General features: G+C 40.6%; 14 protein-coding genes. 9 read left to right on the top strand and 5 right to left on the bottom strand.

Annotated features, from left to right (window positions below; translation table 11 throughout):
• Window positions 1-2: 2 nt before the first annotated feature.
• The 7 genes from H8B06_RS07095 (at window position 3) to H8B06_RS07065 (ending at window position 10,109) form a co-directional block, all read left to right on the top strand.
• Window positions 3-1,337, top strand: a complete 1,335-nt coding sequence (locus H8B06_RS07095) for a sensor histidine kinase (RefSeq protein ID WP_223857516.1) — start codon at window positions 3-5, stop codon at window positions 1,335-1,337.
• Window positions 1,338-1,406: 69 nt separating this feature from the next.
• Window positions 1,407-2,657: a TolC family protein gene (locus tag H8B06_RS07090; RefSeq protein WP_190993594.1), complete on the top strand. Its 1,251-nt coding sequence runs from the start codon at window positions 1,407-1,409 to the stop codon at window positions 2,655-2,657.
• Window positions 2,658-2,663: 6 nt separating this feature from the next.
• Entirely contained in the window at window positions 2,664-3,761 is a 1,098-nt protein-coding gene (locus tag H8B06_RS07085; RefSeq protein ID WP_190993593.1) for an efflux RND transporter periplasmic adaptor subunit, read from the top strand.
• Window positions 3,762-3,764: 3 nt separating this feature from the next.
• Window positions 3,765-6,866, top strand: a complete 3,102-nt coding sequence (locus H8B06_RS07080; RefSeq protein ID WP_190993592.1) for an efflux RND transporter permease subunit — start codon at window positions 3,765-3,767, stop codon at window positions 6,864-6,866.
• Between the two features lie 24 nt (window positions 6,867-6,890).
• The gene (locus H8B06_RS07075) at window positions 6,891-7,421 is read left to right on the top strand and encodes a DUF962 domain-containing protein (RefSeq protein ID WP_190993591.1); all 531 of its coding nucleotides are present in this window, start codon (window positions 6,891-6,893) and stop codon (window positions 7,419-7,421) included.
• A 132-nt stretch (window positions 7,422-7,553) separates the two neighbouring features.
• Window positions 7,554-9,182 (top strand): L-glutamate gamma-semialdehyde dehydrogenase, encoded by a 1,629-nt coding sequence (gene pruA, locus H8B06_RS07070; RefSeq protein ID WP_190993590.1) that lies wholly within the window; start codon window positions 7,554-7,556, stop codon window positions 9,180-9,182.
• A 42-nt stretch (window positions 9,183-9,224) separates the two neighbouring features.
• A complete protein-coding gene (locus tag H8B06_RS07065) occupies window positions 9,225-10,109 on the top strand; it encodes an AraC family transcriptional regulator (protein ID WP_190993589.1) in 885 nt (294 codons plus the stop codon).
• Between the two features lie 6 nt (window positions 10,110-10,115).
• Here H8B06_RS07065 and H8B06_RS07060 read toward each other — a convergent pair whose 3' ends face one another.
• Both H8B06_RS07060 and H8B06_RS07055 read right to left on the bottom strand, forming a co-directional pair.
• Window positions 10,116-10,745 (bottom strand): response regulator transcription factor, encoded by a 630-nt coding sequence (locus H8B06_RS07060; protein ID WP_190993588.1) that lies wholly within the window; start codon window positions 10,743-10,745, stop codon window positions 10,116-10,118.
• Complete coding sequence (locus tag H8B06_RS07055) at window positions 10,738-12,717, bottom strand: tetratricopeptide repeat-containing sensor histidine kinase (protein ID WP_190993587.1); 1,980 nt, start codon at window positions 12,715-12,717, stop codon at window positions 10,738-10,740. Before H8B06_RS07055 ends, H8B06_RS07060 begins: the two co-directional genes overlap by 8 nt.
• A 159-nt stretch (window positions 12,718-12,876) precedes the next feature.
• Here H8B06_RS07055 and H8B06_RS07050 point away from each other — a divergent pair, with 159 nt between their 5' ends.
• A complete protein-coding gene (locus H8B06_RS07050) occupies window positions 12,877-13,335 on the top strand; it encodes a hypothetical protein (protein ID WP_223857515.1) in 459 nt (152 codons plus the stop codon).
• A 57-nt stretch (window positions 13,336-13,392) separates the two neighbouring features.
• Here H8B06_RS07050 and H8B06_RS07045 read toward each other — a convergent pair whose 3' ends face one another.
• Genes H8B06_RS07045 through H8B06_RS07035 form a run of 3 tightly spaced genes read right to left on the bottom strand, consistent with a single transcriptional unit; the run spans window position 13,393 to window position 14,952 of the window.
• The gene (locus H8B06_RS07045; RefSeq protein WP_190993585.1) at window positions 13,393-13,773 is read right to left on the bottom strand and encodes a hypothetical protein; all 381 of its coding nucleotides are present in this window, start codon (window positions 13,771-13,773) and stop codon (window positions 13,393-13,395) included.
• Window positions 13,774-13,790: 17 nt separating this feature from the next.
• Window positions 13,791-14,369 (bottom strand): DJ-1/PfpI family protein, encoded by a 579-nt coding sequence (locus H8B06_RS07040; RefSeq protein ID WP_190993584.1) that lies wholly within the window; start codon window positions 14,367-14,369, stop codon window positions 13,791-13,793.
• Window positions 14,370-14,388: 19 nt separating this feature from the next.
• Window positions 14,389-14,952: an NADPH-dependent FMN reductase gene (locus tag H8B06_RS07035; protein ID WP_190993583.1), complete on the bottom strand. Its 564-nt coding sequence runs from the start codon at window positions 14,950-14,952 to the stop codon at window positions 14,389-14,391.
• Window positions 14,953-15,085: 133 nt separating this feature from the next.
• Between H8B06_RS07035 and H8B06_RS07030 the strand changes: the two genes are divergently transcribed.
• The gene (locus H8B06_RS07030; protein ID WP_190993582.1) at window positions 15,086-16,099 is read left to right on the top strand and encodes a DUF6807 domain-containing protein; all 1,014 of its coding nucleotides are present in this window, start codon (window positions 15,086-15,088) and stop codon (window positions 16,097-16,099) included.
• The last annotated feature ends 10 nt before the right edge of the window (window positions 16,100-16,109 follow it).

Below are 16,109 nucleotides of genomic sequence, written 5' to 3'. Positions count from 1 at the left end.
TTATGAAGCTAAGACATCGGTTATCCCTATATGCTGTTGTAATATTTGGTGTTATCATGCTGATTTTCTCGGTCGTGATCTACTTTTCGTACTATGCACAGATGGAACGGAAAGAACGTCAATCGCTGGAAAGCAAATCATTATTGGCTGCGATTTATTATTTGGAACAAGATGAACTATCGCTTCCAGAACATACCACCATTAAAAATCAGTTACATCGTACGATCTCCAGACGGAATATCGCGATATTTGATAGTACAGGCCGTGTATTTAACGGGGATATGCCAACGACTGAACAGATTTCTCCCGATTTTTTGACCGAGGTACGTCGTGCTGAAAATAGTTTTTTCAAAACCGACACTTTTTTTTACCATGGAATTTTCTATCGGGATAATCAGGGAGATTTCGTGGTGATCACCCGCGAGCCGAAAGATGCGTTTAACGCACAGATGCTTTCGCTCTTTCACATCCTCATCGCCGTATTTCTATCGAGTGTTGCATTTATCTTTCTGTTTTCTCGGTATTTAAGTCATATTGCCTACCAGCCCATTATAAAAATTATAGATCAAATTCGGGAACGGGACAGTAAAAACTTTAATAAACCCCTGTCACTGACGAAGACGTATGCGGAAATCGAAGATCTCGTGAACACCTATAATCACTTTGTAAAACGTATTGCGGAGACATTCCATGTACAGAAGAACTTTATTGATTATGTGTCACACGAATTGCGTACGCCGATAACGGCATTATTAGGTACACTGGAAGTAACCGAGAGTAAGCCGCGCTCAGTCGAAGAATATAAAAATACGATTGCCCAATTAGAGCAATATACATTGGATTTGCAGGATACGCTCGAACAGATGATGCTTCTCTCCGGCGCAAAGACGAACTTTGAATTAAAACCCATCCGTGTAGACGAGGTGATGTGGCAGGTGATTGAGAATATGGTACTTTATCATGACGCGCGTATCGAGGTGGATATCCAAGTGAAAAATAGTAGCCTGCTAACCGTGGAAGCAAACGATAAATTGTTGGAACTTGCTTTTGGAAATATATTGGAGAATGCTATTAAATATTCGGATAACCAAATGGTTCGCGTTCTTTTTCAAGACCAAGCGGGGAAACTGGTGATAGCGATTATCGATCAGGGAATCGGTATACCCGAAGATGATATGCAGTATATCCGACAGAATTTTTATCGTGCTAACAATGCACGAAAATATCAAGGGAAAGGTATAGGCTTATCGATGGCGAATATTATTTTTTCGTTGCATCATATAGAAATGTATATTATATCAAAAGAGAAAGGTACAACCGTCCAATTGTATTTCTAATCAAACTCTAATCTATCTCAAAGTTTACCTTAATACTGTCCGCATAACTTTGCCGGAAATAGATTTGAGGTGAGATTTTATATAGTTATCCTATTCTTTTTCGTGGTATCGCTTAGCCACGCACAATTTTATAGTCTATCACAGCTGGAAGCGAGTTTTCTGAAGGAAAATTATCTGTTATTGGCAGCCAAGTTTGAAGTCAGCAAAGCAGAAGCAGAGATTGTGCAGGAAAAGGTATGGGCAAATCCTAGTTTGGCAGTTAGTGAAGTAAACCTTTGGGCAAACGCGGGTAGTGAGGTGTTATCGCCTCTTTTAGGACGGTACGGCAAAACTCAGCAGGTATCCGTAGAATTGGAGCAGTTGATCGAAACGGCCGGAAAACGAAAGAAACGGGTCGCGATCAAACGCTTGGAACATCGTGTGGCCGTCTACGAATTTGAAGAACTCGTCCGTGAACTAAAAAAGGAGCTTCGCCAGCATTTCCATCATCTGGTATCCTTAAAACACAGCCAAACCCAGCTTGTCGGTATGGTGAAGCTATTTGAGCAACTGGAAAAACAATACCTAAGGCAGGTTCAGCAGGAAAATGTGTCCAAAGTAGACTATAATCGTATACATAATGAATTACGGCGCATGCAAAAAGATTTGGCAGACCTAGAGGCAGATGCCGAATCAAGTCTATCCACTTTACGGATCCTGACGGGAATAAATGGCTTGGAAATAGAGAAGTTATTGGTAGAGGAATCATTTGTAAGCCGCACGCTGCTGTTGCCCAAAGATGTAACCAGTTTGATAGCCGACCAAAATATCGGGATGAAGAAGCAGTCAACAGCAATCGAAATGGCGAAACAGCAATTGGAACTGGAGACGGCCCAAAGAACTCCGGATGTAATACTGCAATTGGGATATGATCGTGGTGGAAATATTATGCAGGATTTCATTGGTTTGGGGATACAGATAGATTTACCGGTTTTTAACAGAAACAAAGGGAATATACAGCGCGCCAAACATCAGATAGACCAAGAGCAGCTAACGTATACGGCATTGCAATGGGAGTTGGAACAAACCGTGCAACGCTATAAAAGTCAACTTTTAAAATACGAGAACGTGCTAAATCAATGGTCAAGTGAAATGGAAGGCGAACAGGATACCATGGTGGAAAGCTATCGGAAACACCTCGAAAATCGTCAGGTTACGTTGTTGGAATTTATAGACTATGTACAGTCGCATCGAGAGGCAAGACAGTCATTTCTGGAGTTGTGGCAAAATTACAATAACACGTTTGAGGAACTACAATATCTAATCGGTAAAGATTTTTAAGAAGTTATGCGGAAAATAATTTACGGACATATCATCGGGATATGTTGTGCATTTGTCTCCTGCTCCCCGAAAGCAGAAGAGAAACAATCAGAAACGACAAAACCAGCAACGTTTTGTCTGCATGAAGGATTACGCCAATCGACGGAAATAATTGCTGTAGAAGAACGTCCAGTTACCGAACAGTTGACTTTGTCAGGAAAGATAGAATATAATGAAAATGATAGGATGGCGTTTCGTAGCTTGTTATCGGGTGTGGTAGAACAGGTAGACTTTGAATTGGGCGACCAAGTGCATAAAGGACAAGTATTGGCAACCATAAAATCCACACAGATTCAGGAACTCTATCAGCAACAGCGCTACCAACAAAATCAAATTAGTCTGTTGGAAAAGCAAGTTAAAACTAAGAAAGAACTTGCTGCAGACGGACTGTTGGCGACGCCCGATGTACTTGCGGCCGAACACGAATTGGAGAGTGCTAGGATAGAATTCGACCGGGCAACGGAAAGCCTATCGCTATATCGGGCAGCTGGAAAAGATGCTTTTCATATTCTGGCGCCGAAAGATGGTTACATTATCCAAAAGTCGATTAGTCCGGGCCAAAATGTGGCCGAGGACAGTGCACCGCTGTTTTCTATCTCCAATTTGAAAGAGGTATGGGTGATGGTTAATATCTATGCCAGTAATTTACGTCATATTGCATTGGGTAATTCTGTGAAAGTCCGCACGATTGCCTATCCGGATAAGTTTTATGCTGGAAAAATAGATAAAATATACAATGCCTTTGATGATAACGAACATGTGCTCAAAGCTCGGGTGGTGTTGGCTAATCCCCATTTGGATTTGATGCCGGGATTGAGTGCAGATATTATTATTGATTTAGAAAATAAAGCGGGAAACGCATTTGCGATTCCAAACACCGCGAAAGTGTTCAGCAATAACAAAGAGTACATCGTGATATATCGGGATAGCTGTGATATGGAAATTAGACCCATATCGACCGTTGGACGTAACGAAGAATATACGTTTATAAAGGAAAAACTTAAGCCAAACGAGCAGGTCATTGCCTCAAATGCCTTATTGATTTTTGAGCAGTTGAATAAATAAAGCATGAAGAAGTTAGTACAAAGCATCGTTACGTTCTCGTTGCAGCATACCACATTGGTCCTATTTGCTGTGATGATCTTGCTATTTGGCGGTATTTATGCCCTGCGTCACACAGCGGTGGAGGCATTCCCCGATGTAACAAATACGCGGGCTCGTGTTATTACGCAATGGGCTGGACGTAGTGCAGAGGAAATGGAAAAATTAATCACGCTGCCCATTACCAAGGAATTGAATAGTATTCCGCATAAGTCTAATATCCGGTCTATTTCACTTTTTGGGCTATCCGTTGTCACCGTGCAATTTGAGGATGGGGTAGCGGATTTCTATGCGCAGCAATATGTGTCCAGCAAATTGTCGGGTGTGGATTTACCGGACGGAGCAAGTGCGGAAATAGAGCCGCCCTCCGGCGCAACGGGGGAAATCTTTCGCTATGTGATAAAAGGAAATCTGCCTATTAAAGAAATCACGGCCTTACAGGACTGGGTTATCGAACGCGAACTGCTCAGTGTTCCCGGTGTCGCAGATATTGTCAGTTTCGGAGGGGAAGAGAAGATTTATGAGATCAAAATCCACCCTGCAGAACTAAAAAATTATGATTTATCGCCTTTAGATGTGTATGAAGCGGTATCAAAATCGAATATCAATGTAGGAGGGGATGTCATCGAGCAGGGTGACCAAGCTTATGTAGTACGTGGTGTCGGGTTACTGGATAAGCTGGAAGATATCGGTAATATCACCATTAAGCTTAACGGTGCGACACCGATTTTGATAAAACATGTAGCCGATGTGGATATTTCCCATAAGCCACGTTTAGGGCAGGTAGGTCTTGGGCACGAGGATGACCTGGTACAGGGCATTGTCGTGATGTTGCGTGGCGAGAACCCATCCGAAGTCATTACCCATTTAAAAACCAAAATCGAAGAGTTAAATCAGCGGACATTGCCGGAGGGGGTACACATCGAACCGGTAATCGATCGTACGCTTTTGGTCGACAACACCGTCCGTACCGTCTCTCACAATCTGATAGAAGGTATTCTACTGGTTTCTTTAATTGTTTTTATTTTTCTGTACAATTGGAAATCAACCTTTATCGTAGCTTCCGTTATTCCGTTGTCTTTCCTCTTTGCTATCATTATGTTGAAAATTCAAGGTTTACCCGCAAACTTGATTTCGATGGGGTCTTTGGATTTTGGTTTGCTGTTAGAGGGGACATTAGTGATTGTAGAGACCGTATTCGTCGCCTTGGCGGGTTTATCGCATCGTGTGGGACCGGAACGTTTTGCTAAAATGAGTAAACTGGGCGTGATTAAGAAAAGTGCTGGAAGTGTCGCATCCTATATCTTTTTTGCCCTCGTTATTCTGATTGTCGCCTTGCTTCCGATTTTTTCTTTTCAAAAGGTAGAAGGGAAAATGTTTACACCGCTGGCGTTTACATTGGCATATGCTTTATTGGGGTCGTTGATTTTGAGCTTGACCTATGTCCCTGCGATGTGTAAACTGTTGTTCACGAAACATATAGAAGAGCGTGAAAATATCGTGACCCGATTTTTCCAGCGAACCATTTTCGGGTTGTTTAAAACCAGTTTTCGCTATAAAAAGACCACCATTACTGTTTTTCTGGGGATTCTGATACTTTGTTTATTCAAATTTTTGCATTACGGATCGGAATTTTTACCTAAACTAAATGAAGGTGCGATCTATATACGTGCGACATTACCGAATAGCGTCAACCTCCGCGAATCTACTAGATTAACAAAAGAGATGAAGGCAATCATGGAAGAGGGTTGTGAAGAGATTGATTTTATATTGACCCAAACCGGACGGCCAAACGATGGAACAGATCCTACAGGTTTCTTTAACATTGAGTTCAATGTACAACTGAAAGACGAGAAGCAATGGGAACGGAAGGTGAAAAAGGATGATATCATCAGGGAATTGCGGGAGAAGCTTGCACATTATCCCGGCATTAACTTCGGTTTTAGTCAGCCGATACAAGATAATGTGGAAGAATTTGTAGCGGGCGTGAAAAGTTCGTTGGTTATCAAAATATTTGGTGATGATTTGTACGATCTGGAAAATTATGCGGATCAAGTTGCGTCCGCTATCGGAAAAGTACGAGGTATTACGGATATTAACGTCTATAAAAATATCGGGTTACCGGAATTACGCATTCAGCTCCATGATTCAGAAATGGCGAAATATGGATTGTTTACGGCCGATGTACAGGCGGTCGTCGCCATGACAATTGGTGGACAGGCTGCCACAAAATTTTATGAAGGAGATAGGCAGTTTGATATTGTGCTGCGTTTCGATGAACACTATCGCGATACCCCCGAAAAGATCAGCAATATTTTAATTCCGAGTAGTAGTGGTCGCGGCATCCCGCTGCAAGAGATTGCTACGATCAGTTATGAAACGGGAGCCGCATTTATTTACCGTGAGGGGAATAGCCGCTATATCGGCATTGGGTTTAGTATCGACGGACGTGATTTGGGCAGTACGATTGCCGATGCAAAAGAAGTGGTGGAACAGGAAGTGTCTTTACCTAAAGAAAATTATATGGAATGGGCAGGTGAGTTTGAAAGTAAAGAGCGGGCAGCTAAGCAGCTATCGTTGGTTGTTCCGGTGAGTCTCGCGTTAATATTATTGTTGCTCTATTTCAATTTTGGGAATCTCAAAGACACTTTGGTGTCTTCTTTAACGTTGGCATTTGCATTTATTGGTGGATTTGTTTCGTTATGGGTAACGGGTACGATCTTTGGTATCTCGGCAGGAATCGGTTTTATTATTCTATTTGGTGTAGCCACGATTGATGGTATTGTTTTACTTGGCGTGATACGAGATAACCTCCGCCAACGGATGGAACTTTTGCCGGCTATTTATGCCGGTGTTAAAAGTCGGATACGCCCGGTGGTTATGATTGCACTCATGGGATCTATGGGGTTATTACCCGCGGCTATGTCGACGGGCATGGGATCGGAAATCCAAAAGCCGCTCGCTATTATGATCGTCGGAGGGTTACTGATCTGTCTGCTCTTGAGTTTTACGGTGCTGCCAGTGGTTTTTTATTGGATGAATAGGAAGCAGCAGCAACATAAAGGTTAGATCAAATATTTGTACCTTTGAAGTATGAACAAAAAACAGAGGAAAGCTCCTAACAAACCGACATTTGAGAGACCTGTAGACCGTATTTTCTACGAAATGGACCAAAAATTTGCAACGGGCAATAAAATTGTATATGCGGTATTTATTGCGTTGGCATTCTTTGGCGTGATGGGGTTAATCTGGATGATTCCGTTTCCTAAACTTGGCTTCTTGGTTCGGACGAATATGGATACCTTCTTGAACTGGGGTTCTTTTTATATCGCCATTATCATCTATTTGTATTTGCGGCTGGCGCCCACACTATCATACGCCATGCTTTTTACCATTGGGGTGATGAGCTTCTGTATTGTTCAGTTGGAATATGTGGAACGTGATGGTGGCCCTGCGGTATGGTTAGTATGCACCGTGCTCACGCTTATCGGCATCGTGGGGGCTACCTTTCAAGCGAAAAAAGAACCTACGGCAATTCCTCCTGCGGCGATTTGGCGCTTGCTGACGGTAGGTCCGATTTGGTTATGGTCTAAAATCTTCACTGTACTCAAAATAAAATATTAACAACATATTTTTTCCTTTGGTTCTTTCATTCTATCTTCAATAAAGCAATATATGTTTATATAAAAACATAATGCGTAAATTTGGGGTCATATAGAATAGGTAACTTTATCTCAAATTTAAAAGAGCACAGTTATGTTAAAAGGATTTTTTAATGTTCCTACACCAGTTAATGAGCCCGTTAATTCGTATGCTCCTGGTACAAAGGAAAGGACCTTGTTAGAAGCAGCGATAACGGAAGCGAGAGCACAGGAGGTGGATGTTCCGATGTATATCGGCGGAAAGGAAGTGCGCACTGGGAATAAGGCGAAGTTAACACCTCCACACGATCATCAACATGTTTTGGGATACTACCATGAGGGTACAAAAAGTCATGTAGAAGATGCTATCCATGCTGCGCTGACTGCAAAAGAAAAATGGGAAAACCTGCCTTGGGAGCAACGTGCCGCTGTTTTTTTAAAAGCTGCAGAATTGATATCTACTAAATATCGCTATAAAATTAATGCAGCCACGATGTTGGGGCAATCTAAAAATGCTTATCAAGCTGAAATTGATTCTGCCTGTGAACTTGCAGATTTCTTGCGTTTTAATGTAGCCTATATGACCGAAATCTATAGCCAACAACCTCCTGCGAATGCAAAAGGCGTTTGGAATAGGGTCGAACAACGTCCGTTGGAAGGATTTGTTTTTGCATTGACACCCTTCAACTTTACGGCAATTGCTGGTAACCTACCTTCTTGTGTGGCGATGATGGGAAATGTCGTGGTATGGAAACCGTCGAATACACAGATTTATTCTGCAAATGTCATCATGGAGGTCTTCATCGAAGCGGGTCTTCCTGCAGGTGTAATTAACTTAGTATATGTGTCTGGCCCGGACGCGGGTGATGTGATCTTTAAACATCCCGATTTTGCAGGTATCCACTTTACGGGTTCTACGGGTGTTTTCCAGAATATCTGGAAAACGATAGGGGAGAACATCGACCGTTATAAGACCTATCCACGTATCGTAGGGGAGACAGGTGGCAAAGATTTTATCTTAGCACATCCATCGGCTGACGTTGAAGTATTAAATACGGCATTGCTTCGTGGTGCATTTGAATTTCAAGGACAAAAATGTTCTGCAGCTTCACGTGCTTACATTCCGAAATCGTTGTGGAATGATCTTCGGCCGCGTATGGAAAAAGATATACAATCGTTCAAAATCGGTGGAACGGAAGATTTTAGCAATTTTATTAATGCTGTTATTGATGAAAAGGCATTTGATAAGATTACGTCTTATATAGATTCTGCAAAAAACGCTGCTGATGCGGAAGTTGTCATTGGTGGCGAATACGATAAATCGAAAGGTTATTTTATTCATCCTACCGTTATCTTGGCTAAAAAGGCAGATTATGAGACGATGAGTGAGGAGTTATTCGGGCCGGTGTTGACAGTCTATGTTTATGAAGACGACAAATGGGCAGAAACGTTGGAATTGGTCGATAAAACATCTATTTATGCGTTGACGGGCTCTATTATATCACAGTGCCGTTATGCAATTGATGAAGCTGCTTATGCATTGCGGAATGCGGCGGGTAATTTCTATATTAATGATAAATGTACTGGAGCGGTAGTTGGCCAACAACCGTTTGGTGGTGCAAGGGGATCTGGCACAAACGACAAAGCAGGTTCGATGATCAACTTATTACGTTGGGTTTCTCCACGTACCATTAAGGAAACATTCCATCCGGAAATGGATTACCGTTATCCGTTCTTAGGTTAATTATTACTATAGCCCACGATTTAAATCGTGGGCTGTTTCATTATGAAGACTTCCGAGCATAGAAAACCAATTGAATTTACGGTGCCTGTACGGGGTGACGAAGCTTTTTACGTCATGGACAACACCGATACCAATTTTTACGAATATTACCACCGTCATCGGGAATTTCAGATTACCTATATAGTGGAGGGTGGTGGTGCTTTTATGTTGGGAAACTTGATACGTCCTTGTTTGGAAAACCAGATATTTCTGGTCAAACCGAATGACCCGCATATGTTTTTTAAAGATGAACGTATTACCGCGCCTTCCCAAATACATGTTATTCATCTTTTTTTCTCATTGGAAAAACTACATCCGTTTTTTGATATGACGGAAATGCAGGCAATCAAATCACTTTTTTATAACCTAGATGCTAGTAAACTCTTGCCAGAACAATTTGCTAAACCGTTGAAAGAATTGTTTCTGCCGCTGGGTACGGATGGTGGCCCATCGAAACTGATTAAGGTTATCCAGATATTTAAAGCGTTAGTGGTTCATCAAGATCATTTTATATCGATGTATTCGGGTGTGAGCAAAGTGAATTTTCACGATGCCGATGGTCTCCGTATTAACACGGTAATTAAATATGCCTTGGAAAATTATAAGAGAAATATCTCTATCGAAGAAATTTCGGCACTCATCCACTTAACACCAACGGCTTTTTGTAAGTTTTTTAAAAAGCATACCCAAAAAACATTTGTCTCTTTCCTTAACGAAATACGGATTGAAAGTGCCTGTCAGCTGCTTGTCAATAACAAAGTGGAGAGTATTGCGGAAACGGCATATCAATGTGGATTTAATACGGCGGTTCATTTTAACAGGGTGTTTCTGCATGTCATGAAAGTCTCTCCTAAAGAGTTTATTGCGACGCATACTCGAAAAAGATAGCCTAATCTAAAGAAGTTTGTATTCTGTTGCAATACGAACCAATTCAATCATATTTTTTGCTTTGAATTTTTGGAGCAGATTTCGTCGATGTGTTTCGATTGTCATCGGACTTACAAAAAGCATTTCTGCTATTTGTGGCGTGGTGTATCCGGATGAGATGGCTGTTAATATTTGCTTTTCCCTTTTGGTTAATTTTGGTATCTCCAATGCATCATGGGGTTGGCTTAGAATAATTTGCTGAACTTCGTTGCTGAATGCTACTTTTCCGTTTAAAGCCTCCTGGATACAATCGATGATTTCTTGTGCGTCAGCATTCTTAAGAATATAGCCATTGGCTCCATTTTGAAGAAATTGAAAGATAATACTCCGTTCCGCTTGGTTGCTTATACCGATGACGACCGTTTTGGGCCAATTTTTTTTAATTGTTTTACAAAAATTCAGACCACTCCCGTCATTTAATACAATATCCAATAGTACGATGTTTACGGTATTTCCGCGTATAAAATCCAGAAAGGCTTCGCCCTTTGTAAAGGTAAAAATCTCCAACGTCGTGTCACTCTGTAACAATGATTTCAATCCTTCCAATATCATTGGATGATCGTCCACAATGGCCAACTTTATCTTATCACTAAACATAACATTCAATATTTATGGTTGTACCTTCTCCTTGCGATGTCGCCATCTCCAATGTGCCATTAATAAGATTTACCCGATTTTTGATATTTTTTATACCGAGACCATGCGGTGTTTTGTTTTTTTCGAAGCCTCTTCCGTCGTCTTCTATGGTGAGGTTGAGTCTGTTATCATCTTGACTGATCTGCACAATAACCATAGTGGCATGCGCGTGCTTTAGCGTATTGCTGATACATTCCTGGGATATACGATAGAAAGCCAACGCTGTTTCAAATGGAATATCACGACTTAGGTTATATGCTTCAAACTGCACTTTTAGATTTTTATTTGCCATACTTTCACATAATTCACGTAAGGCAATTTCCAAACCTAAATTTTTGAGTGTTTCCGGCATTAAATTACGCGATATTCTACGCATTTCAACGATTGCCTGATCCAACTGCTGAACAATGGTATGTCGTTTTTCCGTTGAGGGCAGCAGATCTTTTGATAGTTGCATACGGATACTTGCCAACATACCGCCCATGCTATCGTGCAAATCCTGTGCGATGCGATGCCGTTCTTGCTCTTCTCCTTGCAGAATAGATTGACTTGCTTCAAACCGGCGTTCATTTTCAATCTGTAGGAGTTGTTGTTTGTGGTTAATTTGTATTTGTTGGTTTAACTTTCGCTGTTTGCTATAATTTCGGTAGATCAAAAGGGAAATGATAAGGAGGAGCGCCAAAGTAACAGCCAGAATGGTTATTTTGAAATTTTTATCGCTGTTTTCTATGCCAGCTTCGATTTTCTCCAGATTTAGTTTATCAATGGTCCTTTGTTTTTCTGTTGTGGTATGTACGATTTCCAACTCGTTCATTTTCTCCAGCAAATTCGCTTCTTGTAAGCTGTCACTGAGTACCGAAGCCTGTTTTTGCCATTGGAAAGCAGTTTTGTAATTGCCTAATGCTTCATTTACAATAGCCAATTGCTGAAAGACAATTTTTTTATTATTGGCTTCCCGTATTAGCAGACCATCTTCCACGATGTTTTCCAATACATCTTTAGCCTTTGTATAGTCCCGTTGCATCAGATAATTATTATAGATGCGAAATTCGAGCATTTGTAAAATCTGCATCTGTCCATATTTTTTTGCCAGTTCCACTCCCTTACTTAAGCTTTCCAATGCTTTTGTAGCATTGGTCGTAGTCGTATAATACATCCCCTCCTGGTAATAATAATTTGGATAATGTGGAGAATTGGGGTAAGGTTTTAGAATGTGAGCTGCTTTGTCCAGATATATTTTAGCACGTTTACTATCGGGTTTATAACAATAATTGCTAACTAGATTAAAATAGGTATGGAGGTGTATAATGCCTTCATCTTCGATGTTCTTTAAAAGTTCCAAAGCCTTGAAATGTTGCTCTTCGGCTTTATCGAATTGACCTACGGACATAAATACTAAACCCAATTGCGAATAGTAGTGCGCTGTAATTAACGTATCTTTTAATTCAGATGCTAGGGGTATTGCTTTGTTGGTCAGGATGCCAACAACATAATCATAGCCCTTTTTGCCAAATTGATTTAATGCCAAATTGTACCAGGTAGCAGCTAAGATCTTCTTATCTGCTGGATGCTCGCTTTTCTCCAATGCGGATATAGCTGCTTCATAAGTTTGTTTAGCCCTGTCTTTTTGATTTTGCTGATTATAATATTGTGCTTCGTAGAAGAGCGTTCGACCCCATAAAACGGAGTCTTTCTTTGCAAGTCGTTGTGCATGGCGCAGCGCCTCTTTTGATTTTATGCTATCTTTCTGTAGCCAGTATTCGGATAACAGTAAATAGTTGTCGATTCTTGTACTATCATGGTTATGGTACACTTCTTTTTGTATCTTTTCATAATAGGCGTCTTCATCCAGAGGGAGAAGCTGTTGAGCGCTAGTTGTTCCTATGAACAATAGCATGTGGAAAATAAGGGCTACATAACTGGATTTACGCATTACCTAATTATTTGAATATACAAATATGTGAATATTTATGAAAGATAATTTGACCAAATGAAATATCACGGTAAACCGGTAGAACAAAAATCATGGTTTACATCGATTGTGTTGTATATCATTCTTTTTCAATTTTGTTTAGTAAAATTTGAATATAAAATGATGGAAAAAATGAATGTAAAACGGATAATGCAACATTTGTTGTTTTTATTGCTGGTCGGAATGGTGACATTAAGTGGTTGTAGTAAAGACGACGATACAGAACAACCAGATGGTAAAAGTATTGATATCGCCGTAGGAACGTATAAAGGCAAGTTGACGGTGTGGGGAGATTTGCCGAATACAGACCAAAATGAGTTTTTTGATGCGGTGATTACGGTTACTAAAGCAGACAATGAGCATTTAAAAGTTACGGCAAAGACCGGTGAACCGTATTCGGCCGTTACAGAAAAAACCATTAAGGTGCAAGCAGAGGAATATCTAGGGGATATTTATCACGTTATTGGGGATTTGCAAGGTTCGTTTTGGTATCACACGGATACAAAAACAGTCGATATCAGTACCAACAAACAGCGTGAAACTGATGTCCACTATACATTCGAGGGAGCAAAGCAATAATAATAAAGCTTTTCTTTCAATCTTTTCCAAAGGTTGAAAGAAAAGCTTTATCGGAATTTATTCTTTGTCAGATCCTGTTCGTTTAAGAATCATCACCGCCTCATATTGATTTGTATCATAATGGGGTGGTTCGATTGTCAAATTGGTGGGAAACGGCTTTGATTTATCGAAAAAATAAATTTTCGTTATACTGCCGTAATCATTTGTGGGAAACATATCAGCGCAGGCATCATATTTTGCATTTACCATGTCGCCTACTGTCACCGCATAAACGCGCATAATGCCACCTTTATTCTGTTCGTTTCGAACGAATGTTACTTCTTCAAAATCGCCTGGTAAATCTTTAATAGACGGTTGGTTATAGGCTTCCCAAATTCCGTATCCCAATAGGACAATTAAACCGACGGCAATTATCCAAAATTTTTTCTTTCCTTTCATCTGTATTGTCGGGCTCGTTATATACTTATCGTAATACCCAGTAATGTATAGAACTCTTTCAAAATCGCCTGATGTCCGGGCCATGCTGGGGAAGTAACTAGGTTGCCGTCTACAACAGCTTGATCTGCCGGAATATTTTTCCACGTTCCGCCTGCCAATTCAATATCGGGACCCACGGCGACATACGCCGTTAAAGTTCTACCTTCCAATACGCGGGCAGTCGTCAATACTTGAATACCATGACAAATTGCTGCTACTGGTTTATTTTGTTCGAAGAAATGCTTCGTGATTTCGATTACGCGGTCATTTAACCGAATATATTCCGCCGAACGTCCACCGGCAATATATAAACCATCATAATCTTCCACGTTTACACTGTCAAAATCTTTGTTAATAGCAAAATTGTGTCCACGCAATTCCTTATAGGTTTGGTCGCCGGTAAAATCATGTATGGCGGTTGGAACGGTATCACCGCTTTTACGGTCGGGTGCGATAGCATCGACTTTTATTCCTACCGATTCCATCGCCTGAAAAGGAACCATGGCTTCGTAATCTTCGACATAGTCGCCTACTAATAATAATACTTTCTTTGCCATAATATTGTGTTTTTGTTGTCTATTTATTTTGTTCAATTTTTTGTTTTAATATCCTTTTTGTTTTTCGGACTTTAGCTTCTAGTTGACTTCTTAATATTACGTTCGTAACGCCTTTGCCTTCTTCGAAATTTTGCGAAAACTCCGGGAGACTATAGTTTTCCAATACCTCTGCACCATCAAAAGGTAATCTGTTGATAGCAATTTCCAATACCGATTGTCCTCCTCTTTTTCCGTTTGACGTAGCCATTACAAAAACTGGCTTGTTCTTGAAAATTTTTCGATTTGGTATCCTAGAGACCCAATCTATTATATTTTTATAGGCGACATTATAGTTGCCGTTGTTTTCGGCAAAAGAAATCAGCATAAAATCTGCCTGATCAATCTTCTCCGCGAACGTATAAGCCAACGATGGAATACCCAATTCTTTTTCTCGTTCTTTCGAGAAAAGTATCATATCAAAATCGTTCAAATCCAATATCTCTATAACGTCATCAGACTCTTTGTAGTATTTGCTAACGCTCGTTACCAATTTCTTGTTAATAGACTGGGCGCTATTGCTTGCGGCGAATGCTAAAATGTTCATAGAATTGAGGTGTTTTGTGGTATAAATTTAACGATTATTTTTAGAACCCTTTGTAAGAGGAATGTAGATTGTTCACATAAAAAGTTATGTTTGTAAAAACTGTTTTTAAATTTTGATTATGAGACAAAAACGAATGATAAATAGAAAAAATTTATGGATATATATAGCTAGTATGCTAATGGTGCTTGTATGCGGGCGGCCTGTGCAAATTAGTTATGCCAAAGATGATAAACGAACAGATAGTCTTCAACTGGTTATCGACAGTGTACTGACCATTTTTAAGAACGACCAACCTTTACTTACTTACCATTTCAATACGGTTTACCCACCTAAAGACCAAGATAGTAGTTATCAACGCAGCGGCTTTATCCATCCGGTTTACACCTTAAAAGGACAGCAACTCACACGGATACAACCGAAAGATCATTATCATCACTACGGTATTTGGAATCCTTGGACCCAAACAATATTCGAAGGGGATACGGTTGATTTTTGGAATTTATATAAGAAGGAAGGAACGGTTCGTTTCGTGCGATTACTGGACAACAAAGTCAGTGCACACGATGCGGAATATACTGCACTTCATGACCATGTGGTCTTTAAAGAAAATGGAAGCGAAGAGGTTGCACTTCATGAATGGCAAACGGTTAAGGTACACTTACCGGAGAGGCAGTCTGACTATTATTGGATTGATATAACCATTAAAATGCGTTGTGCTACTTCCAGTCCGTTGCGGTTGCTTACCTACCGATACGGCGGCTTGGGATGGCGGGCAGTAGCGTCCTGGGGTCGTGATAATAGTAATGTGCTGACCTCCGAAGGCAAGACGCGGGATGATACAGATGGTAGTAGGGCGCGTTGGTGTATGGTGCAGGGAAAGTTGTCACAAAATGAATATGGCGGTATGGCCATTTTATCTCATCCTACTAATTTTAATCACCCCGAGCCTTTACGTATCTGGGATGCAAATGCCAACGGCGGAAAAGGTAATGTATTCCTCAATTTTTCGCCAACAAAAGACCGGGACTGGCTTTTGGAACCCGGTCAGACTTATACACTTAACTATAGATTGGTCGTGTTTGATGGTAAACAAAATGCAGCACTTATTGACAACAGTTGGCAAGATTTTGCGGAAGAAAAAAAATAAAAAAAGGCAC

This window comes from Sphingobacterium micropteri, assembly GCF_014692515.1.
Lineage (GTDB): Bacteria > Bacteroidota > Bacteroidia > Sphingobacteriales > Sphingobacteriaceae > Sphingobacterium > Sphingobacterium micropteri.
This window is presented reverse-complemented; position numbering and strand designations above follow the sequence as displayed.

What these genes read in the sequence shown, in the direction of transcription:
- H8B06_RS07095 (WP_223857516.1), top strand. Translation starts at nt 3, where the DNA reads ATGAAGCTAAGACATCGGTTATCCCTATATGCTGTTGTAATATTTGGT.
- H8B06_RS07085 (WP_190993593.1), top strand. Translation starts at nt 2,664, where the DNA reads ATGCGGAAAATAATTTACGGACATATCATCGGGATATGTTGTGCATTT.
- H8B06_RS07080 (WP_190993592.1), top strand. Translation starts at nt 3,765, where the DNA reads ATGAAGAAGTTAGTACAAAGCATCGTTACGTTCTCGTTGCAGCATACC.
- H8B06_RS07075 (WP_190993591.1), top strand. Translation starts at nt 6,891, where the DNA reads ATGAACAAAAAACAGAGGAAAGCTCCTAACAAACCGACATTTGAGAGA.
- pruA (WP_190993590.1), top strand. Translation starts at nt 7,554, where the DNA reads ATGTTAAAAGGATTTTTTAATGTTCCTACACCAGTTAATGAGCCCGTT.
- H8B06_RS07065 (WP_190993589.1), top strand. Translation starts at nt 9,225, where the DNA reads ATGAAGACTTCCGAGCATAGAAAACCAATTGAATTTACGGTGCCTGTA.
- H8B06_RS07060 (WP_190993588.1), bottom strand. Translation starts at nt 10,745, where the DNA reads ATGTTTAGTGATAAGATAAAGTTGGCCATTGTGGACGATCATCCAATG.
- H8B06_RS07055 (WP_190993587.1), bottom strand. Translation starts at nt 12,717, where the DNA reads ATGCGTAAATCCAGTTATGTAGCCCTTATTTTCCACATGCTATTGTTC.
- H8B06_RS07050 (WP_223857515.1), top strand. Translation starts at nt 12,877, where the DNA reads ATGATGGAAAAAATGAATGTAAAACGGATAATGCAACATTTGTTGTTT.
- H8B06_RS07045 (WP_190993585.1), bottom strand. Translation starts at nt 13,773, where the DNA reads ATGAAAGGAAAGAAAAAATTTTGGATAATTGCCGTCGGTTTAATTGTC.
- H8B06_RS07040 (WP_190993584.1), bottom strand. Translation starts at nt 14,369, where the DNA reads ATGGCAAAGAAAGTATTATTATTAGTAGGCGACTATGTCGAAGATTAC.
- H8B06_RS07035 (WP_190993583.1), bottom strand. Translation starts at nt 14,952, where the DNA reads ATGAACATTTTAGCATTCGCCGCAAGCAATAGCGCCCAGTCTATTAAC.
- H8B06_RS07030 (WP_190993582.1), top strand. Translation starts at nt 15,086, where the DNA reads ATGATAAATAGAAAAAATTTATGGATATATATAGCTAGTATGCTAATG.